Consider the following 22,582-nt stretch of genomic DNA (forward strand, 5'->3'; position numbering starts at 1 on the left):
CCCTCTCCCGTGGAGTCCAGCCTATCCATTCCCGAGGTGGCTGTGGATGCTCTGGGCCAGGGCCGGCCCGATGCCGGGGACCTCCTGGATCTGTTCGGACGTGGCACCCTTGAGTGCACTCACGGAGCCGAAGTGCTTGAGCAGCGCCTTGATGCGTGATGCCCCGAGCCCCGGCACCTCCTCCAGCACGGAGGAGATGTCCCGCCTGCGCCGCTTGCGCTGGTGGGTGATGGCGAACCGGTGCGCCTCGTCGCGGAGGCGCTGCAGCAGATAGAGCGACTCGCTCGTGCGAGGCAGGATCACCGGGAAGTCCTCGCCCGGGAGCCACACCTCCTCGAGGCGCTTCGCGATGCCGCACAGCCCGATCTCGGTGTGTCCGGAGTCGCGCAGCGCTCGAGCCGCCGCTTCGACCTGCGGCTTCCCACCGTCGACGAGGAGCAGCTGCGGCGGGTAGGCGAAGCGCGGCTTCTTGCGCGTGGTGACGACCTCGGCGTCGGTCGCCAGCGGATCGGTGACGACCTCGCTGTCCGGCTCGCGCTCCTCCTCCGGCCGATCGAGATATGCGAGGCGGCGCATGAGCACCTGGTACATCGAGTCGGTGTCGTCTGTCGTCTCCGCGATGTTGAACGACCTGTACTGGTCCTTGCGCGGAAGCCCGTCCTCGAACACCACCATCGAGGCGACGACGTTGGTGCCGCCCAGATGAGAGATGTCGAAGCATTCGATGCGCAGCGGGGCCTCGCTCAGGTCGAGCGCCTCCTGTAGATCGGTGAGGGCCTGAGTGCGTGCGACATAGTCGCTCGTGCGGCGGGTCTTGTGACGGATCAGCGCCTGTTGCGCGTTCAGTGTCGCGGTGCGCATGAGGTCGGCACGCTGGCCCCGCTGCGCCACGGCGATCTCGACGCGCTTGCCGCGGCGCTCTCTCAGCCAGACTTCGAGGTCGGCCGCGGCGTCCGGCAGATGCGGCACGAGGATGCGACGTGGGATGTCCACTCCGTCTCCGTAGGCGCGTTGCAGGACCTGGTCGACGAGGTCGGCGCCGGAGATGTCGATCTCCTTCTCGATGGTCGTGGCCCTGACGCCGCGGATGCGTCCGCCGCGGATCGTGAACTGCTGCACGGCGGCAGCCAACTCGTCCTCTGCGATGCCGAAGAGATCGGCGTCCTCGTCGGCGGGCAGCACCAGCGCGCTCTTGCCGAGCACGGCGTCGATCGAGATGATCTGATCGCGGTACCGCGCAGCCGCCTCGTAGTCCATCGCGGCCGATGCCGCGCGCATGCGCGCGGTGAGCTCCTTCTTGAAGCGCTCGTCGCCGCCCGCCATGAACGCGACGAAGTCGTTCACGATGGCCCGGTGCTCTTCGATGGTCACCTTCATCGAGCACGGTCCGCCGCACTTGCCGATCTGACCGGGGAAGCACGGCCTGCCGGTGGCCATCGCGCGCTTGTAACTGGCATCACTGCACGTGCGGATCGGGAACGCCTTGATCATCAGGTCGATGGTCTCGTGGACGGCCCACACCTTCGGGTACGGACCGAAGTACCGCGCACCGGGGATCTTCCTGTTTCGCGTGACCATCACCCGAGGCGCCTCGTCACCGAGGGTGACCGCCATGAACGGGTAGGACTTGTCGTCCTTGTACCGGACGTTGAACGGCGGATCGAACTCCTTGATCCACATGTACTCCAACTGCAGGGAGTCCACGTCGGTGGGCACGACCGTCCACTCCACGGACGACGCCGTGGTCACCATCCGCCTCGTGCGCTCGTGCAGGGTGCGAAGCGGCGCGAAGTAGTTCGACAGGCGCTGGCGCAGGTTCTTCGCCTTGCCGACGTACAGCACCCGCCCCTGAGCGTCGAGGAACCGATAGACCCCCGGTGCCGTGGGGATCTCACCCTGCGCCGGCTTGTACGGAAGCACGTTGGCCATCAGCTGGCCTTCCTGGCTCCGCGCCCCTCCTCGAGGATCTCGGCGAGGAACAGTCCGGTGTGACTCTCATCGACCCGGGCGATCTGCTCCGGCGTGCCGACGGCGAGGACCTCACCGCCTCCCGAGCCGCCCTCCGGACCGAGGTCGATGACCCAGTCGGCCGACTTGATGACGTCGAGGTTGTGCTCGATGACGATGACCGTGTTGCCCTTGTCCACCAGACCGTTGAGCACCTCGAGCAGCTTGCGGACGTCTTCGAAGTGCAGACCGGTCGTCGGTTCGTCGAGGACGTAGATGCTGCGACCGTTACTGCGGCGCTGAAGCTCGGTGGCGAGCTTGACACGTTGCGCCTCACCACCGGACAGCGTCGTCGCCGACTGGCCGAGGCGGACGTACCCGAGCCCGACGTCCACGAGCGTCTTCATGTAGCGATGGATCGCCTGGATCGGCTCGAAGAACTCCGCGGCCTCCTCGATGGGCATCTCGAGGACCTCGGCGATGTTCTTGCCCTTGTAGTGCACAGCGAGAGTGTCGCGGTTGTAGCGCTTGCCGTGGCAGACCTCGCAGTCGACGTACACGTCGGGCAGGAAGTTCATCTCGATCTTGATCGTGCCGTCGCCCGAGCACGCCTCGCAGCGCCCACCCTTGACGTTGAAGCTGAACCGGCCGGGCTGGTAGCCGCGGACCTTGGCCTCCGGCGTCTCGGCGAACAGCGAGCGGATGCGATCGAACACGCCGGTGTAGGTGGCCGGGTTCGACCGCGGTGTGCGACCGATCGGCGCCTGATCGACGTGCACGACCTTGTCGAGGTTGTCGAGACCGGTGACCCGGGTGTGCTTGCCCGCCAGCGTCCGTGCACCGTTGAGCTTGGAGGCCAGGACCCGGTACAGGATGTCGTTCACGAGCGAGGACTTGCCGGAACCGCTCACCCCGGTGACCGCGGTGAGGACGCCGAGCGGGAAGTTCACGGTGACGTTCTTCAGGTTGTTCTCGCGCGCGCCGACGACGGTCAGCTGACGCTTCTTGTCGATCTTCCTGCGCTTGCTCGGCGTGGGGATCTCCCTGCGCCCTGCGAGGTAGTCCCCCGTCATGGACTCGGTGTCGCTCAGGAGCGCGGAGTACGGCCCGGAGTGCACGACGTCTCCGCCGTTCACGCCGGCGCCCGGTCCGATGTCGACCACCCAGTCCGCGGCTTCGATCGTCTCCTCATCGTGCTCGACGACGATGAGCGTGTTGCCCAGGTCGCGCAGCTTCTGCAGGGTTCTGATGAGTCGCCGGTTGTCACGCTGATGAAGGCCGATCGACGGCTCGTCGAGGACGTAGAGCACACCGGTGAGCCCGGATCCGATCTGCGTCGCCAGGCGGATCCGCTGGGCCTCTCCACCGGAGAGGGAACCGGCCGCACGGCTGAGGTTGAGGTAGTTCAGCCCGACCTGCAGCAGGAAGTCCAGACGGAGACGGATCTCGCGCAGCACCTGTGCCGCGATCTTCGCCTCACGGTCGGTGAGGACGAGCTGCTCCATGAAATCGCGAGCGTCGGAGAGGCTGAGGTGCGAGATCTCGGCGATCGAGTGCTCGTGCACCTTGACCGCGAGGACCTCGGGCTTCAGACGGTCGCCGTTGCACACCGGGCACGGGACCTCGCGGAGGTATTCGGCCCACCTGGCGCGTTGGTTGTCGCTCTCGGCCTGGGCGTACTGGCGCTCAATGTAGGGCACGACGCCCTCGAAACCGGAGGCGTAGCGCATCTCACGGCCGTAGCGGTTCTTCCACTTCACGGTGACCTTGTAGTTGTCCCCGCGGAGGACGGCGTCCTGCACGTCGACGCGGAGGTCCTTCCAGGGCGTGTCGAGCGAGAAGTTGAGGTCACGGGAGAGCCCCTCGAGAAGGCGCTCGTAGTACTGGAAGAGCCCCTTGCCCTGAGTGGTCCACGGGATGATGACACCCTCACGGATGGAGAGCTCCTCGTCGGCGAGCATGAGATCGACGTCCACCGACATGCGGGTGCCGAGTCCCGAGCACGTCGGGCAGGCCCCGAAAGGCGCGTTGAACGAGAACGTCCGCGGCTCGACCTCGGTGAGCGTGATCGGGTGCCCGTTTGGGCACGCGAGCTTCTCGGAGAAGGACTGCCATGCGTCGTCGCCCTCTTCGTCGACGAAGTTGACCTGCACGACGCCGCCTGCCAGACCAAGTGCCGTCTCGACCGAATCGGTGACGCGGCCGAGGATGTCGTCCGACGCCACGAGGCGGTCGACGACGACGGCGATGTCGTGCTTGTAGCTCTTCTTGAGCTTCGGCGGCTCCGCGAGCTGGATGAGGTCGCCGTCGACGATCGCCCGCGAATAGCCCTTGGCGCCGAGCTCGCGGAACAGGTCGACGAACTCGCCCTTCTTCTGCGAGACGATGGGGGCGACGATCTGATAGCGGGTGCGCTCCGGCAGCTCCATGAGCTGGTCGGCGATCTGCTGCACGGTCTGCCGCTGGATGCGCTCACCGCACTCGGGGCAGTGCGGGATGCCGATGCGCGCCCAGAGCAGACGCATGTAGTCGTAGATCTCGGTGATGGTGCCCACCGTCGAGCGGGGGTTGCGGTTCGTCGACTTCTGGTCGATCGACACCGCCGGGCTCAGACCCTCGATGAAGTCGACGTCCGGCCGGTCCACCTGACCGAGGAACTGGCGCGCGTACGCGCTCAGCGACTCGACATAACGCCGCTGACCCTCGGCGAAGATCGTGTCGAAGGCGAGGCTCGACTTGCCGGACCCGGAAAGGCCGGTGAACACGACGAGGGAGTCGCGCGGGATGTCGATGTCGACGTTCTTGAGATTGTGCACGCGGGCACCGCGGACACTGAGTTTTCCTGGGGTTGCGACGGGGACTATGGGCACCGAACAAGTCTACGAGGGACCACGGACATCGGCCCTGGGACGACGTTCAGACTCCGCGGGAGCGACCGAGGATGCGACGCACGAGGAAGATCGCGAACACCGCGAGAGCCGCCGCGCCCACCAGCGCCGCGGCGGGGACGGCGGTCGTGTCGAGCGCGTGCAGCCACAACGCTGCAAACGTCATCGGCTGCGCCACCAGCTGCACGACGACGAAACGGCGCAGTGTCGGGCGCAGCGCAGCGAGGACGACCGGCCCCCGCCACGGGACCGCCGGGAGGACGCACGAGAGCACATGCAGGAGATGCACCGCGAGTACGGCGAGCATGCTCTGCCACGGTTCCGGCTCGACGAGCAGCAGGCCGACGGCCAGGCACGCGATCGCCAGCCATCCGGCGAACGTCTGCGGGAACAGCATCCCGATCACCGCCGCGACGATCACCGCGATCTGCCATCCGAGAACCGGCAGGAGCAGGGCGGCGAGCGTCGCGACGATCGGCAGAAGCAGGTGCATGACGGCGCCGGGGATCGCCGGTCCGGTGCGGATGCCGTCGTCGGCCCGCCGGGCGATCCTCATCGCCGAGCCCTCGCTGCGGCGTCGAGCTCGGTGGCCGGGTCATCCCGCCAGGTCACGACGTCGATGTCGGCGCTGCGCAGGTCGTGCAGCACGTCCTCGCGCTCCGCGAGTACCGTGCGCAGGGCCAGCCGCTGTTCCGGACTGAGCCGTCGTGTCTCCAATGATGGCAGGACGTCGACGGCGACGACGGCATGACCCGCCGCACGCCACGCCAGTGCAGCATCGGCGGCGGCGCCGTCGAAGAACGTCGACAGCACGAAGACCGCCGAGCCGTGCGGCACCGGCGGCGTCCGTCGGAATCGGGCATCCTCGCCGGCCTGACCTGTCGCGGCGATCGCCGCTTCCACCTTCGCGAGGTGTTTCCGCCCTGCGCCGCTTCGCACGGATCTGCCACCATGGGTCAGCACGTGCAGGGCCACCCTGTCCCCTGCGGCGACGGCGCTCACCGCGATCGACCTGGCGGCGAGCCGCGCGAGATCGAGCGATGTCGTCCCGCTGCGTTCGAGATCGCCGCTCCCCCAGGTCGCCACCACCTCGCCGAGATCATCAGCGGTGTCGATGGCGATCACCATGGTCGCGTCGCTCAGCGTGTCGGTGCGGCGGACGAGCAGCTCTCCGCGATTGCGCGCCACGCGTGCCGTCGCCCGCCAGTCGACACGCCGGAGCTCATCGCCCGGGACGAACGGGTGGATGTCGCGGAAGTCCCCGCCCTGCCCGAGGCGCCGCCCCTGGTGCCCGCCCTGCATCCCGGTGAGGCGGCGGGACAGCGGGAGGTGGCGCAGCACGGTCAGCCCCGGCGCGACGTGGCGCGTCGCGCGCACGAGAGGGGACGGGGTCTCGAGGATGCTGCCGTCCATGGAGATCCCTCGCCCGGAGGCGGTCACGGCGTTCACCGGCCCCGAGTGCAGCGAGCGGCTCCATGCGATCACCGGGGAGCCATTCGTCGGCACGATGAGACGACGCGTCCGGCGCTCGGACTGCACCATCACCAGTTGCGCCATCTCGGCATCACCTGTCACGCGCACGGCGGTCTCGCGCCGGTCGGCGTTCCCCGCCGCCGGCACGTCCTCGAGCTCGACGGCGACCGGGGTCGCCGTCGGTGCCCGCAGCATCCCCCACACCGTGAGGAGCGCAAACGGCAGTCCCAGCGCGACGATGTCGGGACGCGAGAACACCAGCCCGGCGATACCGAAGGCGATCGCCGCGATGAGACCGAGGACGAATCCCGGCCCCCACCGTTCACGCGCCGGGTTCTCCGTCACGCCGGCGCACTCACCGTCGGGGGGACCGCGACGCGGCCGACGACCCCTGCGACGATCTGGTCCGCGCTGATGCCCTGCGCCCAGGCCTGCGGTGTCAGGGTGAGGCGATGTGCGAGCACCGGTACGGCGATCCGTTTGATGTCGTCCGGCCGCACGAAATCGCGACCGTCCAGAGCGGCGAGCGCTCTTCCGAGAAGGAGAAGACCCAAGGACCCGCGCGGCGACGCACCGACGGCGACGTTCTGGGCGCGCCTGGTCTCTCTCGTGATCTCGACGCAGTACCGGGCGATGTCCGGGTGGACGTGGATCGCCTCCACCGCCTGCTGAAGCTCCACCAGACGTTGCGCGTCGATCACCGGCGCGACGTGGGCTGCCGCCCGTCTGCGCTCCATCCGGTTGAGCAGGATCTGCGCCTCCCCGTCCGCCTCGGGGTATCCGACCGACAGCCGCACCATGAAGCGATCGAGCTGGGCTTCGGGGAGCGCATACGTCCCCTCGTACTCGATGGGGTTCGACGTCGCGATGACGTGGAAGGGAGCGGGCAGCGGAAAGCTGTTGCCCTCCACCGTGACCTGCCCCTCGGCCATCGCCTCCAGCATGGCGGACTGGGTCTTCGGCGTCGTGCGGTTGATCTCGTCGGCGAGCAGCAGACCGGTGAAGATCGGGCCGGGCCGGAACACGAACTCCCCGGTGTCGGGGGCGTACACGTATGATCCGGTCACGTCGCCGGGAAGCATGTCCGGCGTGCACTGCAGGCGTCGGAAACCGAGCCCGAGCGCGGACGCCAGGCTGCGCGCCGCGAGCGTCTTGCCGAGCCCGGGGACGTCCTCGAACAGCACATGGCCGCCGGCGAGGACGGTGGCAAGCGCGATCTCCACGGGATCGTCCATGCCGACGACGACCGTGCGGACGGCAGCGAGGATCTGCGCGCCGGTGTCGGCGATCGAGGTGTTCTGCGTCATTGCTTCTCCTTCGTCGGCGAGAGCCGGTCGATGGCATCGAGCGCGCGTTCGATGTCGGTTCTGTGCGTGCCCTGCCCGGTGAGTCGGTCCCAGAGACCGGCGCCGATGAGCGCGTCGATCTGTGCGCGATCGGCGGGGTCTTCGGTGTCGAGTCCTCGTCGCAGGAGGCGGTGCCGCAGGATGCCGCGTACGCGCCGCGTGATGATGTCCCCTACCGCCCCGGTACGCGGGTTGATCGACCATGCCATGCGCGCGACCGCGGTCCCCCGCTTCTCCGGACCGGACGGGAGCACCACGGCATCCGTGCGGGCATCGTCGGGGATGACGAGCTGGGAGCAGAGCACGACGACGCCGGCGAGGACGCCCCACGCCACCGCGAAGACCTCTTCGACGCCGACGACGAGCCAGAGCAGGGCCGCGACGACGATGGCGACCACCACGGCGGCGGTTGTGCGTCCGCGGGTCATCGCCAGCCCTCCTCGATCATCCGGAGCGCGCTGCGCGCCGCCGCGCGGTCGTCTTCGCCGGACGCATGTCCGCCGAAGCGGATCTGTTCGTACAGTCGCAACAGCGAGGTCGCCGCATCGGTGATGCCCTCGCGACGGGTGATGATGCGCAACGTGAACTCCGCCGGAGTCTCGCTCCGACCTCGGACGAGGCCGGCATCGGCCGCGCTCTCCTCCAAGCCCACCCACGCGGCGATGATCGCGTCATGCGGATCGGCGCGTTCGTCGATGATCCGGAGCGCACCCGCGATGCCGCGGCGGATCACCGGCGCGGCAGCGTCCGCCTCCCGAGGGGCCTCCGTCGACACCGTCTCCGCACCCACCTCGGCCGTGTCGCGACGGCGGTGAGGGCGATCGCGCCACATGCGCATGAGCGCCCGCACGAGCAGGGTCGCGAGCAGCGCGACCACGGCTGCACCGAGCAGGAGGAAGATCACGCCGAGGATCGCCCCGACGACATCGTTCGACGGTTCGGGCAGGGGCATCGGCGTGGCGAGCGGCGACGCGGCCTCGTCCGGGAGCACGACGGGGGCCGGCGTCGAGGAGAGGAAGTCGGCGGGGGTCAGCGTCGGCGTGCCCTGCACGGACGCCGCGAGCATCACGGCTCCGAACGCTGCGAGGATGCCGACGGCCAGCGACACTCGTCCTCCCCGTCGTTCGCGCAGGAACGGCGGCGACGTCGACATCCCCTCACCCTATGCGGGCGAGTCGATCAGACGGCGGCGCGACCTGCGAATGGGGACAAACCGTCCCGGAGCGCAGCGATCTGATCGATGTCCATGCCCACCGCGACCATCACCTGGCGAGGGACGTCGAGCGCTCGCTCACGCAGCTGCACGCCCGCTTCAGTCAGCCTGATCTCGAGTCGCCGCTCGTCCGCGCTGCTGCGCTCGCGAGCGATGAGCCCTTCTTTCTCGAGGCGCTTCACCAGCGGCGACGCCGTCGCGGGGTCCAGTGCGAGATCGACGGCGAGGTCGTTCAGCGTCCGCGGCGATCGTTCCCAGAGCGCGAGCATCACGAGGTACTGCGGATGGGTGAGCCCGAGCGGTTCCAGGATCGGCCGGTAGATGGCCACGACGTTGCGCGCTGCGGTGACGAGGGCGAAGCACAGCTGGTTCTCGAGCCTGAGCATGTCATGAGCATCAACCACGCCACGATCGTACACGCACTAATCGTTAGTACACTAATAGTCATGGAGAATCCTTCAGAACGAGTGCCACTGCGGACGCGCATCCGCGAAGCCGGCGGGCTGTACCGGTGGTTCAACACGAACCTCGTCCGTCTCGCAGGTCCCGCCGCGGTCGGCCCGTACGAGTCCACTCCTCCCCCGACCGCTGCGCAGCGCGCCGAGCGCGCATGTCCGCTGTGCGGTCAGCCGATGACGGCCCACGAGATCGATCGCAGCGGCCCGAAGCCGCTCATGCACTGCCCCTCCTGAACCGCGCGACACCGCGCGACGCGGCCGGGTCGACGGCGAACCGGCGTGTTCAGGCAGCCGCGCTCTCCCGCGCGGCATCGATCCAGAACATCAACGCCTCGTCGTCGTCGAGCACCGTGGGCGCAACGTCCAACCAACTCGGCCCCATCGACTTCGCCCCCATGACGGCGACCGCCACACCCGGTTCGGTCAGCAGTGTCGTCCCGCGCTCCGGCGTCACGCGCACGAGCAGCACGGCCCCAGCCCTGACACCGACGAGGATGCGTCCGTCGAGCAGAAACGCGCGTGTGCCGAACATGCGCTTCTCCTCGAGCCCCGGTTCGGACATGAGGAGCGCACGAACCCGATCCGCCATCTCCGCAGCCGCAGCGTCCATGATCGTGGTCAGGCGTGGCCGGCCCGCTCCATCGCCCGCAGTTCCTTCTTGAGATCCTGCACCTCGTCGCGCAGTCGGCCGGCGAGCTCGAACTTCAGCTCGTCCGCGGCGGCGAGCATCTGGGCGGAGAGATCCTCGATCGTCGCCTGGAGCTGCTGAGCGCCCTCGGCGGCGATGCCGTCGCGACGGAGCTGAGGCGTCGGGCTCTTCCCCTTGCCGGACTTCGTCCGCCCCTTGCCCCGCAGCAGCTCCTGCGTGTCGGACGCCTCCCTGTTCAGGGCGTCGGTGATGTCGGCGATCCGCTTGCGCAGCGGCTGCGGGTCGACGCCGTGCTCCTTGTTGTACGCGATCTGCTTGTCGCGTCGACGCTCGGTCTCCTCGATCGCCTTCGCCATCGAATCGGTCATGTTGTCCGCGTACATGTGCACTTCACCCGAGACGTTTCGTGCCGCACGGCCGATCGTCTGGATGAGCGAGGTCCCCGATCGCAGGAAACCCTCCTTGTCGGCATCCAGGATGGCCACAAGTGACACCTCGGGAAGGTCGAGACCCTCTCGGAGCAGGTTGATGCCGACGAGGACGTCGTAGACACCGGAGCGCAGCTCGCTGAGCAGCTCCACCCGGCGCAGGGTGTCGACGTCGGAGTGCAGGTACCGCACCCGGACACCGTGCTCGCCGAGAAAGTCGGTGAGCTCCTCGGCCATCTTCTTCGTCAGCGTCGTCACGAGCACACGCTCGTCGCGCTCGACACGGACGCGGATCTCCTCGAGCAGATCATCGATCTGCCCCTTGGAGGGCTTGACGATGATCTGCGGGTCGACGAGTCCGGTGGGGCGGATGATCTGCTCCACCACGCCGTCGGCGATGCCCATCTCGTACTTCCCCGGTGTCGCCGACAGATACACCGTCTGACCGATCCGGTTCTTGAACTCGTCGAAGCGCAGTGGCCTGTTGTCCATCGCGCTGGGCAGTCGGAAGCCGTGGTCGACGAGCGTCCGCTTACGCGACGCGTCTCCTTCGTACATCGCCCCGATCTGCGGCACCGTCACGTGCGACTCGTCGATGACGAGGAGGAAGTCATCGGGGAAGAAGTCCAGCAGCGTATGCGGCGGCTCGCCCGCGGCGCGCCCGTCGAGATGCCGCGAGTAGTTCTCGATGCCCGAACAGAAGCCCAGCTGCTGCAGCATCTCGAGGTCGAACGTCGTGCGCATGCGCAGACGCTGCGCCTCGAGGAGCTTGCCCTGACGCTCGAACTCCTCGAGCCGCTGTGCGAGCTCGGCCTCGATCGTCCCGATCGCGCGCTGGACCACGTCGGTGCCGGCGACGTAGTGCGACGCGGGGAAGATCGGCACGGCGTCGAGCTTCTCGATCACGTCTCCGGTGAGCGGGTGCAGGGAGTAGAGCCCCTCGATCTCGTCGCCGAACAGCTCGATGCGGATCGCGTGCTCCTCGTAGACCGGGATGATCTCGATCGTGTCGCCGCGGACCCGGAAGTTGCCGCGCGAGAAGTCCACGTCGTTGCGGTTGTACTGCATGGAGATGAACTGTCTGATCAGCGCATCCCTGTCGTACCGCTCCCCCACCTGAAGTGCCACCATGGCGCGCAGGTACTCCTCCGGGGCACCGAGACCGTAGATGCAGGAGACCGTGGACACGACGACGACGTCACGCCGACTGAGGAGGGAGTTCGTCGTGGAGTGACGCAGCCGCTCGACCTCGGCGTTGATCGACGAGTCCTTCTCGATGAAGGTGTCCGTCTGGGGGACGTATGCCTCCGGCTGGTAGTAGTCGTAGTACGACACGAAGTATTCGACCGCGTTGTTCGGCATGAGATCGCGGAACTCGTTCGCCAACTGCGCCGCCAGCGTCTTGTTGTGCGCCATCACGAGCGTCGGCCGCTGCACCTGCTCGATCAGCCACGCCGTCGTCGCCGACTTTCCCGTACCCGTGGCGCCGAGCAGCACGACGTCGGTCTCACCGGCATTGATGCGCGCCGCGAGGTCGGCGATCGCCTGGGGCTGGTCGCCCGCAGGCATGTACTCGCTGACCACCTCGAACGGACGGACGTTACGCGTGGTTTGCATTCTTCCAGCGTAAGCGTCGCCACCGACATCGGGGCCGGTGATTCCCGGTCATACGGCCGTGAGACGGCTCCAGACCGCATCCGTCCGGGCGATCGTCTCGTCGATGGTGCCGGAGGTGTCGATCACGATGTCCGCGAGCGCGAGCCGCTTCTCGTCGGAGACCTGTGCGTCGATCCGCTTCTGAGCGGCATCCGGTTCCATGCCCCGCAGCTCCACCAGTCGGCGGAGCCGCTCCGACGCGGGCGCGTGCGCCACCACGATCGTGTCCCACGGATCGTCGACGCGCGCCTCGACGAGCAGCGGCACGTCGTAGACGACCACGGCCGCAGCATTCTCCGCGAACGCCGCGGCGAACCTCCGTGCCGACTCGGCCCTCACAGCGGGGTGCACGATCGCGTTCAACCGCTGGAGCGCCTCGTCGTCACCGAACACCCGCGTCCCGAGCGCCGCGCGGTCGAGCGCGCCGCTGTCGTCCAGCACATCCGGGCCGAACGCCTCGGCGATGTCGTCCAGCACCGGGGACCCCGGCGCCTGGACGTCGCGCACGATCTGGTCAGCGTCGACGACGATCGCACCGTGCTCCCGCAGGCGCCGGGCGATCGTCGACTTCCCGGAGGCGATGCCCCCGGTGAGGGCGATGAGTGGCATGCGTCCATCCTGACACGCGAGATGTGCCACGCCGGCCGCCGACGCCTCAGCGCGACAGCAGCTGCCGCTTCGAGCTGATCACGCCCGTGTCGAATCCGGCCAGGTGCAGTCCGCCGTGGAAGCGGGCGTGCTCGATCTTGATGCAGCGGTCCATGACGACCGACAACCCCGCCGTCTCGGCGATGGCCGCGGCCTCCTCGTTCCAGGAACCCAGCTGCAGCCACAGCGCGCCGGCGCCGATGTCGACGGCCTCCTGCGCGACACCGGGAAGGTCGTCGTGCTTGCGGAACACGTCGACGATGTCGGGCACGACGGGCAGCTCGGCGAGCGAGGCATACGCCGGTCGGCCGAGGATCTCGTCCGCCATCGGATTCACGAAGTACACGTCGTACGGTGAGCTGGACAGCAGGTACGTGGCGACGAAGTACGAGGCGCGCGCCGGATTGCTGGAGGCGCCGACGATCGCGACGGAACGGGATCGACGCAGCAGCGCGAATCGTTCCTGCTGGCCGGGTCCGGCCCAGGAACGACCGGGAGCCACGGCGACGGAGGCGCCGGGCAGCTCGCACGACACGGCCGCCGGCGCACTGACGGGTGGAGTGAACTCGCACGCATCGTTCGTGGTCATCGGGTGGCTCCCGTCGCTGCGGTGAGGGCCTGATCGAGGTCCCAGATGATGTCCTCCGGGTCCTCCAGACCGACGGAGATGCGGATGAGGTCCGCCGGAGCACCCGCTGCGACGAGCTGCTCCGCGGTGAGTTGGCGGTGGGTGGTGGATGCCGGGTGGATGACGAGTGTGCGCGCATCCCCGATGTTGGCGAGGTGCGAGGCGAGCTGCAGGCTCTCGATGAGGGTCTCCCCGGCTGCTCGGCCGTCCTCTGCGGCGACGCCGAACGCGAACACCGACCCCGGACCAAGAGGAAGGTACTTGGCGGCACGCTCGTGATGCGGGTGCGATTCCAACCCCGCCCAGGTGACGTAGGAGATGCGGGGGTCCGATTCCAGCCACTGGGCGACGACGCGCGCGTTCGCGAGATGGGCGTCGATCCGCTGCGGCAGCGTCTCGATGCCCTGCAGCAGGTTGAAGGCCGATTGCGGGCTGAGCGCGGGACCGATGTCGCGCAGCTGCTCCGAGCGCAGCTTGGTGAGGAAGCCGTACTCGCCGAAGTTGTCCCACCACTTGATGCCGCCGTATGAGGCGACGGGTTCCGTCATCTGCGGGAACTTGCCGTTGCCCCAGTCGAACGTGCCCTTCTCGATGATGACGCCGCCGAGGGTGGTGCCGTGGCCGCCGAGGAACTTCGTGACGGAATGGATCACGATGTCCGCTCCGTGCTCGAGCGGACGCGCGAGGTACGGGGTGGCGAGCGTCGCGTCGACGACGAGCGGAAGGCCGGCGTCGTGCGCGACGGCGGCCAACCCCTCGATGTCGGCGATCTCGCCGGAGGGGTTGCCGATCATCTCGACGTAGACGACTTTGGTCTCCGGTCGGATCGCCGCCGCGTAGTCGGCGGGGTCTGTCGACGGGACGAACGTCGTGTCCACTCCGAATCGACGGAGCGTCACGTCGAGTTGAGTGACGGTGCCGCCGTAGAGCTGGGCCGAGGCGACGACGTGGTCTCCGGCGCCGACGAGCGCGGCGAAGGTGATGAACTCGGCGCTCATCCCGGATGCCGTCGCCACGGCCCCGATCCCACCCTCCAGCGATGCGAGCCGCTCTTCGAGGGCAGCGACCGTGGGGTTTCCGATGCGGGAGTAGATGTTGCCGTACTTCTGTAGCGCGAAGAGGTTGCCGGCATCCTTCGCGTCGTCGAAGACGAAGGAGGTCGTCTGATAGATCGGCACGGCGCGCGCACCGGTGGCGGCGTCGGGCGTCCCGCCGGCGTGGAGGGCCCGGGTGCGGAACCCGAAGCGGTGTTCTTCCGTCATGTCTTCCTTCAGTGTGTTTCCTGGCTGGTGCCGAACCGGGTGAGGGCGGTGGCGATGGCCGCCACGGCATCCGGGTTCTGCAGCGATGTGATGTCTCCGAGCGGCTGCGGCGTCCGGCCGGCGCGCCGGTCCTGCTCGGCCTCCCAGAGCTGCGCGAGGAGCCTGCGCATGATCTTTCCCGACCGGGTCTTGGGCAGATCCGGGACGAGGACGATGTGGCGCGGCTTGGCGACCGGTCCGATCTCACGGGCGACGCGATCGCGGAGGGCGGATGCCGTGACCTCTCCGTTTCCGGAGGGGATGACGAAGGCCACCACCGCCTGCCCCGTGAGGGGGTCGGCGACCCCCGCCGTACCCGCCTCCCCGACGCTCGGGTCGGCGACGAGGGCCGATTCGATCTCGATCGTGGACAGGCGGTGACCGGAGACGTTGACCACGTCATCCAGCCGGCCGAGGATCCAGATGTGCCCGTCCTCGTCGCGGGTCGCCCCGTCTCCCGCGACGTAGTACCCACCGAACTCGCCGTGCCCGGCGTAGGTCGACCAGTACGAGTCGCGGTAGCGCTGCGGGTTCCCCCACACGGTGCGGGCCATGCCGGGCCAGGGGCGACGGACGACGAGGGTGCCCGACTGTCCTGCCCGTACCTCGGCACCGTTCTCATCGACGACGGCGACGTCGATCCCCGGCAGTGCGACGGACGCGGAGCCTGGCTTCAGGGTGGTCACGCCGGGCAGCGGGACGATCATCGCCGCCCCTGTCTCCGACTGCCACCACGTGTCGATGATGGGAAGCTCGTCGCGTCCGAAGGTGCGCCGGAACCACACCCACGCCTCCGGGTTGATCGCCTCCCCCACCGTGCCGAGCAGGCGGATACTGGACAGGTCGTGCCCTGAGGGCAGATGCTCGCCGAACCAGGTCATGAAGGTGCGGATGAGCGTCGGGGCCGTGTAGTACACCGTCACGCCGTAGCGCTCGATGATCTCGAGGTGCCGCTCCCGATGAGGACTGTCCGGCGTCCCCTCGTAGATCACCTGGGTGAGACCGTTCGAGAGCGGCCCGTAGATCTCGTAGGTGTGCGCGGTGACCCATGCCAGGTCAGCCGTGCACCAGTGCACGTCGTTGGGTTTCGCGTCGAAGTGCGCCCAGTGCGCCCAGCTCGCGTGCGCGAGGTAGCCGCCGGATGTGTGCACGAGCCCCTTGGGCTTCCCCGTCGTGCCGGACGTGTAGATGATGAACAGCGGATGCTCCGCGGCGAAGGGCTGCGCGGTGTGCTCGGGGCTCGCCGTGTCGACGACATCATGCCACCAGACGTCCCGCCCGTTGGTCCACGGCACGTCCTGGCCTGTTCGTCGCACGACGAGCACATGCTCGAGTGCCGGCAGATCGTGGGCCGCGACGTCGGCGGCGGACTTCACTTCCACCGCGGAACCCCGCCGGTACTGCCCGTCGCTGGTCACCAGCAGCTTGGCGCCGGTGTCGGTGAGACGGAAGCGTACGGCCTCCGCGGAGAATCCACCGAACACGAGCGAGTGCACCGCGCCGATGCGCGCGCACGCCAGCGCGATGACGATCGTCTCGATGAGGACGGGCAGGTACACGACGACCCGATCGCCTGGAGCGATGCCCAGTGAGGTCAGCGCGTTGGCGGCCTGGGCGACCCGTCGCTGCAGGTCGGCGTAGGTGACCGTCGTGCGGTCGCCGGGCTCGCCTTCGAAGTGCAGGGCGACCTTGCCTCCGCGACCGGCGGCGACATGCCTGTCGACGCAGTTGTATGCGACGTTGAGCGTGCCGCCGTCGAACCAGCGCGCCGCAGGGATCGCGCCGTCGGTCGGCGGCTGCCACTGCATGGCGGTGTGCCACGGGGTCACCCAGTCGAGTCGCCGCGCGGCATCCTCCCAGAACGCGATGGGGTCGGCATCGGCGCGAGCATAGGCGTCTCCGGCGACGTTGGCCTGAGCGAGGAACTCCGGCGACGGCGGGTAGACGCGGTCTTCGATCAGTCGTGCTTCGGGCAGAGCGGTCTCGATCAGGTCCATCGCGTGAGCAGGCGCCTTTCGATGAAGCCGAGGATGGCGTTGGTGATGGTGCCCAGCAGCGCGAGGAGCACGATGGCGAGCAGGATGCGGTCGACGCGACCGTTGGTCTGCGAGTCGTTGAGCATCCACCCGAGCCCCATCGAGGACGCGATGAGCTCTGCCGCGACGAGGAACAGCCACGACTGGGCGAGCGCGAGACGCAGGCCCGACATCACCGAGGGGACGACCGCGGGCAACTGGACCGTGCGGAACAGCGACCACCCGCGGAGGCTGAACGAACGTCCGGCCTCGACGAGGTGCGGGTCCACATGCCGGAGGGCGTCGGCGACGGAGGTGTAGACGGGGAAGAACGCGCCGATCGCGATCAGCGTGATCTTCGACTCCTCCCCGATCTGCATCCACAGGATCAGCAGCGGCACCCAGGCCAGTGACGGCACGGCACGGAGTGCGGCGAGTGTCGGGCTCAAGAGCACGTCACCGAGCTTGGACAGACCCACGATCGCCGCGACCGCGAGGCCGACGAGAGATCCGATCGCGAAGCCGAGCAGGACGCGCTGCACGGAGATCGCGATGTGCGTCCACAGCTGTCCGCGTTCCGCCAGCTCGACGCCCGCAGTGATGACGGACCCCGGGGTGGGGAGTCGGTAGGCCGGCACGAGCCCGGAGGTCGTGGCGATCTGCCAGACGAGGAGGATGACGGCGGGAACGAGGAGCCCGCCGATGACGCGCACTCCCGGGCGGGACCACAGACTGCGCGGGCCGGAGCCCGGCTCGTCCTGCGCGCGTCGCGTTGCCTCGCCCGTGACGCCCTGGGCGACCCGGCTCATCAGCCCTGCACGGCCTTTTGCGCGAAGTCCGGGAAGATGATCTCGGACAGTGCCTTGTCGACGGCGTCCTGCCCGCCCTGCACGTCGCCCGAGTCGACGATCACCGGAGCGATCTTCTCGAGGACCTTCAGTTGCGCGTCGCCGGGGACACCGTCGACGTCGAGGTTAGAGCGCTCCTCGATCACCGTGGTCGCCACCTCGATGTCGATGCCTGAGGCGTCGGCGAGCAGCTGAGCGGTCTCCTCGGGGTTCGCCAGCGCCCACTCGCGAGCCTGCTCGTAGGCATCGACCACGGCCTGGGCGAGATCGGCGTGGTTGTCGATGAAGTCCTCGGTCGCGTTGAGGAAACCGTAGGTGTTGAAGTCGACGTTGCGGTAGACGAGCTGGTCACCGGATTCGACCTCTGCGGCGGCCATGATCGGGTCGAGCCCGGCCCATGCCTCAACGGATCCGCCGTCGAGCGCCGCGCGCCCGTCCGCGTGCTGGAGGTTCTGCACCTCGACGTCGTCGACGCTCAGGCCGCTCTCCTCCAGCGCCTGCAGGAGGAAGAAGTACGGGTCGGTGCCCTTGGTCGCCGCGACCGAGGTCCCGGCGAGATCGGCGACGGTGGTGATGCCGCTGTCCGGCGTCGTGACGATCGCCGACCACTCGGGCTGCGAATAGATGTCGATCACCTTGATGGGCGAACCGTTGGCGCGCGCGAGCAGCGCTGCCGACCCGGCTGTGGAACCGACGTCGACAGACCCGGAGCGCAGCAGCTCGTTCGCCTTGTTGGAGCCGGCGGACTGGACCCACTCGACCGTCACGTCGTCGCCGAGGATGTCGTCGAGGATGCCCTGGTCCTTGATCACCAGGCTCAGTGGGTTGTAGGTCGCCCAGTCGACCGTCACGGTGCTCGCGGACCATTCGCCCGAGGCGGACTCGGATGCCGCGTCGGCGTTCTCTCCCGCGACGCAGCCGGAGGCCACGAGCATCATCGCTCCCGCGATCGCGGTCGCAGGGAGGATTCGTCGGGTGATGAGGCTCATCGGGTCTCCAGAGTGTCGCTGTGATGGGTGTCGACGCCCAGCCCCTCGAGGAGCTCGGCGCGCAGCTTCGCGATACCGCGATCGGCGCGGTCGCGCGGGCGGATGCCGGGAACGCTGATGGTGCGAGCGATCGAGGCGGCATCCGGGTCGGGGTCCACGGCGAGGGAGCGCAGCAGCAGCACCCGGTCCGCGAGGTAGAGGGCCTCCTCGACGTCGTGCGTCACGAGGAGGATGGTCGTTGGCTCTGCGGCGTGGATGTCCAGCAGGAGGTCCTGCATGCGCAGGCGCGTCAGCGCGTCGAGCGCACCGAAGGGCTCGTCGAGCAGCAGAACGCTGGGGTTGCGCGCCAGGGCACGTGCGAGGGAGGCGCGCTGCGCCATGCCGCCCGACACCTCTCGTGGCCGCTGCGCGGCCGCGTGATCCAGCCCGACGAGGCGGAGGAGTTCTCCGACGCGCTCGGCGCGCGCCGTCTTGCCCCTGAGAGATCGCGGGAGGCCGAGCTCGACGTTCTGAGCCAGAGTGCGCCACGGGAGGAGCCGCGGTTCCTGGAATGCGACGGCTGTGCGCTCGTCGGTGTCCGAGACGCCGGAACCGTCGATCGTGATGGCACCGCCGCTCGGGGCGTCCAGTCCCGCGATGAGCCGCAGGAGCGTCGACTTGCCGCACCCGGACGGGCCGACGACGGCGACGATCTCACCGGCGAAGAGGTCGATGTCGAGCTCGCGCAGCACCTGCCGGCGACCGTCGGAGACGGGGAAGTGACGCTCCACGCCTTCCAGGCGCACGGCGGTCGCAGCGCCGGTACGGGCGGTGTTCTCCGTGCGGGGAGGAAGGAGTGCGGTGCTCATTCGTCCATCGTCGCGGAGCGGACGAGATGTGACGAGTCACGCCGTAACGTACCGTCACACGCGCGGAACCTCCGCTGTCTGCGCACGTGCGCGCATACGAAACGGGCCGCCACCCGCGCCGGTGAAGGCGGGGTGACGGCCCGTTCGAGTGGTGTGCTTACGCGTTGCCGCCCGAGAGCTTCTCGCGCAGAGCGGCGAGAGCCTCGTCATCGGCGAGCGTGCCGGCGCCGGTGGAGTCGCTCGTGAACGACTGACCAGCGGCAGCGCCGAAGTCGTCGCCCGCGGCAGCCTCGGCCTCGGCGGCCTTGACGACGGCAGCCTTGTGCGCCTCCCAGCGAGCCTGGGCTGCAGCGTACTCCTGCTCCCATGCCTCGCGCTGAGCGTCGAAGCCTTCCTTCCACGCACCGGTCTCGGGGTCGAAGCCCTCCGGGTACTTGTACTCGCCGTTGTCGTCGTACTCGGCGAGCATGCCGTACAGAGCCGGGTCGAACTCGGTGCCGTTGGGGTCGACCGACTCGTTGGCCTGCTTGAGCGACAGCGAGATGCGACGACGCTCCAGGTCGATGTCGATGACCTTGACGAAGACCTCTTCGCCGACGGAGACGACCTGCTCAGCCAGCTCGACGTGCTTGCTGGAGAGCTCGGAGATGTGCACGAGGCCCTCGATGCCGTCTGCGACGCGGACGAACGCACCGAACGGAACGAGCTTGGTGACCTTGCCCGCAGCGATCTGACCGATCGCGTGGGTGCGGGCGAAGACCTGCCACGGGTCCTCCTGCGTCGCCTTCAGCGACAGGGAGACGCGCTCGCGGTCGAGGTCGACCTCGAGGATCTCGACGGTGACCTCCTGGCCCACCTCGACGACCTCGGAGGCGTGCTCGATGTGCTTCCAGGACAGCTCGGAGACGTGCACGAGGCCGTCAACGCCGCCAAGGTCGACGAACGCACCGAAGTTGACGATCGACGAGACCTGGCCCTTGCGGACCTGGCCCTTGTGCAGGTTGTTGAGGAACGTGGTGCGCGACTCGGACTGCGTCTGCTCGAGGAGAGCACGGCGGCTGAGGACGACGTTGTTGCGGTTCTTGTCCAGCTCGAGGATCTTCGCCTCGATCTCCTGACCCAGGTACGGGGTCAGGTCGCGGACGCGACGCAGCTCGATGAGCGAGGCCGGCAGGAAGCCACGGAGACCGATGTCGACGATGAGGCCACCCTTGACGACCTCGATGACGGTTCCGGTGACGACGCCGTCGTCTTCCTTGATCTTCTCGACGTCTCCCCATGCACGCTCGTACTGGGCGCGCTTCTTGGAGAGGATCAGTCGGCCTTCCTTGTCCTCCTTCTGGAGAACGAGGGCCTCGACCACGTCGCCGACCTTGACGACCTCGTTGGGGTCGACGTCGTGCTTGATGGAAAGTTCGCGGGAGGGGATGACACCCTCGGTCTTGTATCCGACGTCGAGCAGAACCTCATCGCGGTCGATCTTGACGATCGTGCCTTCGATGATGTCGCCGTCGTTGAAGAACTTCAGAGTCTTCTCGACCGCGGCCAGGAAGTCCTCAGCAGATCCGATGTCGTTGATGGCGACCTGCTTGGTGGCCGGGGCGGTCGTTGCGGTAGTCATGTAGTGGGTTGTCCTTGTTGGGTGGTAACTCGGGCTTCTCCGTTCGTTCACGCACGCGTGGACCAGCCGGAGGAGCGAATGGATTTTGATTGGTGAAACTCGGGCGCGCGTGTACGCGTCACGAGTGACACTTCAGATTACCAGAGATCCACCCCGGATGACCATGTGGATAACTGCGCACCGCCGTGGCGGTTCACGTTAGCGTTGGCGCGTGACTTTCCGCCGATCGACGATGAGCCGGGTTCGCGCAGCAGCGCTGCTCGCCGTCGCCGCCGTCGCCGCCGTCGCGCTGAGCGCATGCGGCCCGGCGGCGGAGCCGACGCCCACCCCGACGGCGGCGTTCGCCAGCGAGGAAGAGGCCTTCACCGCGGCCGAGGAGACCTACCGCGCGTACAACGACGCTGGGAACGCGCGCCGGGATGGTCTCGCCACACCTAACCCGCAGGATTTTCTTCTGGGCTCAGCTCTTGAAGGCGACATCGAAGCGCTGAACCAGCTTCGTGAATCGGGCCTGCGACTTGACGGTCGGGTGGAGTTGGAGCTCTTTGACGGCATTAGCGTGTCGCTAACAGAGCACCCACCGCAGGTAGTAGGCCTTGTTTGCCTCGACGCAAGTCAGGCAGTCGTTCGTGATAGTCACGGCGACGACGTCACACCGCCCGAGCGAGCATCGAAAGTGGCTCAGACAGTTACTTTCATTGCAGTCGGGGACGACTTGCTCATAGCCGCTGAAGAGCTCGCGGAAGATCCGCGATGCTGACAGTCAAGATCGGCGCGACTGTCGCCATGAGCCTCGCTGCGACCCTCAGTCCCATCCACATGGTCTCATCGGGTGCCGAATGCGCGAAGGAGCTGGCCCTTCTTGGGCTGTGCGACAACAACACCGGCACGGAGATCATCATCGACGGGTCGCAGGAGACGGGCGGGGACCCCGGCTCCTCCCCCATCGATGTCGGCTGGCAACCGCCGACGGACGACTCGTGGTCCCCGCAGAAGCCATTCGACTTCGACCAGTGCCTGATCGACTGGGACTCCTACATCCACTGCTTCCGCGCATCGGAAGAGGCCGAGGAGAAGATGGAGGAGGATGACGCCCCGGCGATACCGGCCGTGACCATCTCCGATCTCGTCCGCTTCGCACCCGCAGGCTCCGTCATCCACGGCGAGCCGGACGACGTCGGCGTCGTCGGGCTGCCGATGAACTTCGTGGCCGCGGCATCCGTGCACACGGTCGATGCGTCACTCTTCGGATTCCCGATCTCCGTACGGTTCACCCCGTCCGCGTACGACTTCTCCTTCGGCGACGGCACAACGCTCACCGCGTCGTCGGGCGGCGCGACGTGGGAGAGCCTCGGGCAGGCGCAGTTCACACCGACCGACACCGGCCACACCTACACCGAACGCGGCACGTACACGGCCAGGGTCGATGTCCGATACACCGCCGAGGTCGACCTCGGCGTCGGCTGGTTCCCCGTCGACGGTGAAGTCACCGCACCCGGCCCTGCACGGGATATCCGTATCTTCCAGGCCCACACGGCGCTCGTCGCGTACACGTGCGCGCAGGCTCCCACCTCCCCCGGCTGCTGACCGCATGCTCCCGCGGCCGCGTCGGCGGCCTGTGCCAAG

General features: G+C 68.1%; 21 protein-coding genes. 3 read left to right on the forward strand and 18 right to left on the reverse strand.

Annotated features, from left to right (window positions below; all coding sequences use genetic code 11):
* Positions 1-21: 21 nt before the first annotated feature.
* From uvrC to HD600_RS00230, 8 genes are read right to left on the reverse strand one after another with little or no spacing between them, the layout of a single operon-like run.
* Positions 22-1,929 carry an excinuclease ABC subunit UvrC gene (gene uvrC, locus HD600_RS00195; protein WP_184280727.1) on the reverse strand — a complete coding sequence of 636 codons (1,908 nt, stop codon included), beginning with the start codon at positions 1,927-1,929 and terminating at the stop codon, positions 22-24.
* Positions 1,929-4,817: an excinuclease ABC subunit UvrA gene (uvrA, locus tag HD600_RS00200; protein ID WP_184280729.1), complete on the reverse strand. Its 2,889-nt coding sequence runs from the start codon at positions 4,815-4,817 to the stop codon at positions 1,929-1,931. The genes uvrC and uvrA overlap by 1 nt, the downstream gene beginning before the upstream one ends.
* 46 nt (positions 4,818-4,863) lie before the next feature.
* Entirely contained in the window at positions 4,864-5,391 is a 528-nt protein-coding gene (locus HD600_RS00205; protein ID WP_184280731.1) for a hypothetical protein, read from the reverse strand.
* A complete protein-coding gene (locus HD600_RS15105; RefSeq protein WP_184280733.1) occupies positions 5,388-6,653 on the reverse strand; it encodes a DUF58 domain-containing protein in 1,266 nt (421 codons plus the stop codon). The genes HD600_RS00205 and HD600_RS15105 overlap by 4 nt, the downstream gene beginning before the upstream one ends.
* The gene (locus HD600_RS00215; RefSeq protein ID WP_184280735.1) at positions 6,650-7,615 is read right to left on the reverse strand and encodes an AAA family ATPase; all 966 of its coding nucleotides are present in this window, start codon (positions 7,613-7,615) and stop codon (positions 6,650-6,652) included. Before HD600_RS00215 ends, HD600_RS15105 begins: the two co-directional genes overlap by 4 nt.
* Positions 7,612-8,082, reverse strand: a complete 471-nt coding sequence (locus HD600_RS00220; protein WP_184280737.1) for a hypothetical protein — start codon at positions 8,080-8,082, stop codon at positions 7,612-7,614. Before HD600_RS00220 ends, HD600_RS00215 begins: the two co-directional genes overlap by 4 nt.
* The gene (locus tag HD600_RS00225) at positions 8,079-8,807 is read right to left on the reverse strand and encodes a DUF4129 domain-containing protein (RefSeq protein WP_184280738.1); all 729 of its coding nucleotides are present in this window, start codon (positions 8,805-8,807) and stop codon (positions 8,079-8,081) included. The genes HD600_RS00220 and HD600_RS00225 overlap by 4 nt, the downstream gene beginning before the upstream one ends.
* 26 nt (positions 8,808-8,833) lie before the next feature.
* Complete coding sequence (locus HD600_RS00230) at positions 8,834-9,253, reverse strand: MarR family winged helix-turn-helix transcriptional regulator (RefSeq protein WP_184284565.1); 420 nt, start codon at positions 9,251-9,253, stop codon at positions 8,834-8,836.
* A gap of 60 nt (positions 9,254-9,313) precedes the next feature.
* Here HD600_RS00230 and HD600_RS00235 point away from each other — a divergent pair, with 60 nt between their 5' ends.
* The gene (locus tag HD600_RS00235; protein WP_144796651.1) at positions 9,314-9,559 is read left to right on the forward strand and encodes a hypothetical protein; all 246 of its coding nucleotides are present in this window, start codon (positions 9,314-9,316) and stop codon (positions 9,557-9,559) included.
* Positions 9,560-9,608: 49 nt separating this feature from the next.
* Here the strand turns inward: HD600_RS00235 and HD600_RS00240 are convergent, their stop codons facing one another.
* The 10 genes from HD600_RS00240 to rpsA form a co-directional block, all read right to left on the reverse strand.
* Positions 9,609-9,935: a TfoX/Sxy family protein gene (locus HD600_RS00240; RefSeq protein ID WP_241731691.1), complete on the reverse strand. Its 327-nt coding sequence runs from the start codon at positions 9,933-9,935 to the stop codon at positions 9,609-9,611.
* Between the two features lie 8 nt (positions 9,936-9,943).
* The gene (uvrB, locus tag HD600_RS00245) at positions 9,944-12,019 is read right to left on the reverse strand and encodes an excinuclease ABC subunit UvrB (protein ID WP_184280740.1); all 2,076 of its coding nucleotides are present in this window, start codon (positions 12,017-12,019) and stop codon (positions 9,944-9,946) included.
* A gap of 48 nt (positions 12,020-12,067) precedes the next feature.
* Positions 12,068-12,667 carry a dephospho-CoA kinase gene (gene coaE / locus HD600_RS00250; RefSeq protein ID WP_184280742.1) on the reverse strand — a complete coding sequence of 200 codons (600 nt, stop codon included), beginning with the start codon at positions 12,665-12,667 and terminating at the stop codon, positions 12,068-12,070.
* A 46-nt stretch (positions 12,668-12,713) separates the two neighbouring features.
* Positions 12,714-13,295, reverse strand: a complete 582-nt coding sequence (locus HD600_RS00255) for a CoA-binding protein (protein WP_184280744.1) — start codon at positions 13,293-13,295, stop codon at positions 12,714-12,716.
* Positions 13,292-14,596 carry an O-acetylhomoserine aminocarboxypropyltransferase/cysteine synthase family protein gene (locus tag HD600_RS00260; RefSeq protein ID WP_184280746.1) on the reverse strand — a complete coding sequence of 435 codons (1,305 nt, stop codon included), beginning with the start codon at positions 14,594-14,596 and terminating at the stop codon, positions 13,292-13,294. The genes HD600_RS00255 and HD600_RS00260 overlap by 4 nt, the downstream gene beginning before the upstream one ends.
* Before the next feature lie 8 nt (positions 14,597-14,604).
* Positions 14,605-16,632 carry an acetate--CoA ligase gene (gene acs, locus HD600_RS00265; protein WP_184280747.1) on the reverse strand — a complete coding sequence of 676 codons (2,028 nt, stop codon included), beginning with the start codon at positions 16,630-16,632 and terminating at the stop codon, positions 14,605-14,607.
* Positions 16,623-17,459, reverse strand: a complete 837-nt coding sequence (locus HD600_RS00270; RefSeq protein ID WP_184280749.1) for an ABC transporter permease — start codon at positions 17,457-17,459, stop codon at positions 16,623-16,625. The genes acs and HD600_RS00270 overlap by 10 nt, the downstream gene beginning before the upstream one ends.
* Complete coding sequence (locus tag HD600_RS00275) at positions 17,459-18,487, reverse strand: aliphatic sulfonate ABC transporter substrate-binding protein (RefSeq protein WP_184280751.1); 1,029 nt, start codon at positions 18,485-18,487, stop codon at positions 17,459-17,461. Before HD600_RS00275 ends, HD600_RS00270 begins: the two co-directional genes overlap by 1 nt.
* On the reverse strand, positions 18,484-19,335 hold the full coding sequence (locus HD600_RS00280; protein ID WP_184280753.1) for an ABC transporter ATP-binding protein: 852 nt from the start codon (positions 19,333-19,335) through the stop codon (positions 18,484-18,486). The genes HD600_RS00275 and HD600_RS00280 overlap by 4 nt, the downstream gene beginning before the upstream one ends.
* Positions 19,336-19,492: 157 nt before the next feature.
* Positions 19,493-20,956 carry a 30S ribosomal protein S1 gene (rpsA, locus tag HD600_RS00285; protein WP_144796668.1) on the reverse strand — a complete coding sequence of 488 codons (1,464 nt, stop codon included), beginning with the start codon at positions 20,954-20,956 and terminating at the stop codon, positions 19,493-19,495.
* Between the two features lie 211 nt (positions 20,957-21,167).
* Between rpsA and HD600_RS00290 the strand changes: the two genes are divergently transcribed.
* Together HD600_RS00290 and HD600_RS00295 are read left to right on the forward strand one after the other, a co-directional pair.
* Positions 21,168-21,716: a hypothetical protein gene (locus tag HD600_RS00290; protein ID WP_184280755.1), complete on the forward strand. Its 549-nt coding sequence runs from the start codon at positions 21,168-21,170 to the stop codon at positions 21,714-21,716.
* Entirely contained in the window at positions 21,710-22,543 is an 834-nt protein-coding gene (locus HD600_RS00295) for a PKD domain-containing protein (RefSeq protein WP_184280756.1), read from the forward strand. Before HD600_RS00290 ends, HD600_RS00295 begins: the two co-directional genes overlap by 7 nt.
* Positions 22,544-22,582 lie beyond the last annotated feature (39 nt).

The organism is Microbacterium ginsengiterrae (assembly GCF_014205075.1).
Lineage (GTDB): Bacteria > Actinomycetota > Actinomycetes > Actinomycetales > Microbacteriaceae > Microbacterium > Microbacterium ginsengiterrae.

Excerpts from the sequence above, each read along its gene's own strand:
- uvrC (WP_184280727.1), bottom strand. The coding sequence starts at position 1,929 with ATGGCCAACGTGCTTCCGTACAAGCCGGCGCAGGGTGAGATCCCCACG.
- HD600_RS00205 (WP_184280731.1), bottom strand. The coding sequence starts at position 5,391 with ATGAGGATCGCCCGGCGGGCCGACGACGGCATCCGCACCGGACCGGCG.
- HD600_RS00215 (WP_184280735.1), bottom strand. The coding sequence starts at position 7,615 with ATGACGCAGAACACCTCGATCGCCGACACCGGCGCGCAGATCCTCGCT.
- HD600_RS00220 (WP_184280737.1), bottom strand. The coding sequence starts at position 8,082 with ATGACCCGCGGACGCACAACCGCCGCCGTGGTGGTCGCCATCGTCGTC.
- HD600_RS00225 (WP_184280738.1), bottom strand. The coding sequence starts at position 8,807 with ATGTCGACGTCGCCGCCGTTCCTGCGCGAACGACGGGGAGGACGAGTG.
- HD600_RS00230 (WP_184284565.1), bottom strand. The coding sequence starts at position 9,253 with ATGCTCAGGCTCGAGAACCAGCTGTGCTTCGCCCTCGTCACCGCAGCG.
- HD600_RS00235 (WP_144796651.1), top strand. The coding sequence starts at position 9,314 with ATGGAGAATCCTTCAGAACGAGTGCCACTGCGGACGCGCATCCGCGAA.
- HD600_RS00240 (WP_241731691.1), bottom strand. The coding sequence starts at position 9,935 with ATGGACGCTGCGGCTGCGGAGATGGCGGATCGGGTTCGTGCGCTCCTC.
- uvrB (WP_184280740.1), bottom strand. The coding sequence starts at position 12,019 with ATGCAAACCACGCGTAACGTCCGTCCGTTCGAGGTGGTCAGCGAGTAC.
- coaE (WP_184280742.1), bottom strand. The coding sequence starts at position 12,667 with ATGCCACTCATCGCCCTCACCGGGGGCATCGCCTCCGGGAAGTCGACG.
- HD600_RS00255 (WP_184280744.1), bottom strand. The coding sequence starts at position 13,295 with ATGACCACGAACGATGCGTGCGAGTTCACTCCACCCGTCAGTGCGCCG.
- HD600_RS00260 (WP_184280746.1), bottom strand. The coding sequence starts at position 14,596 with ATGACGGAAGAACACCGCTTCGGGTTCCGCACCCGGGCCCTCCACGCC.
- acs (WP_184280747.1), bottom strand. The coding sequence starts at position 16,632 with ATGGACCTGATCGAGACCGCTCTGCCCGAAGCACGACTGATCGAAGAC.
- HD600_RS00270 (WP_184280749.1), bottom strand. The coding sequence starts at position 17,459 with ATGAGCCGGGTCGCCCAGGGCGTCACGGGCGAGGCAACGCGACGCGCG.
- HD600_RS00275 (WP_184280751.1), bottom strand. The coding sequence starts at position 18,487 with ATGAGCCTCATCACCCGACGAATCCTCCCTGCGACCGCGATCGCGGGA.
- HD600_RS00280 (WP_184280753.1), bottom strand. The coding sequence starts at position 19,335 with ATGAGCACCGCACTCCTTCCTCCCCGCACGGAGAACACCGCCCGTACC.
- rpsA (WP_144796668.1), bottom strand. The coding sequence starts at position 20,956 with ATGACTACCGCAACGACCGCCCCGGCCACCAAGCAGGTCGCCATCAAC.
- HD600_RS00295 (WP_184280756.1), top strand. The coding sequence starts at position 21,710 with ATGCTGACAGTCAAGATCGGCGCGACTGTCGCCATGAGCCTCGCTGCG.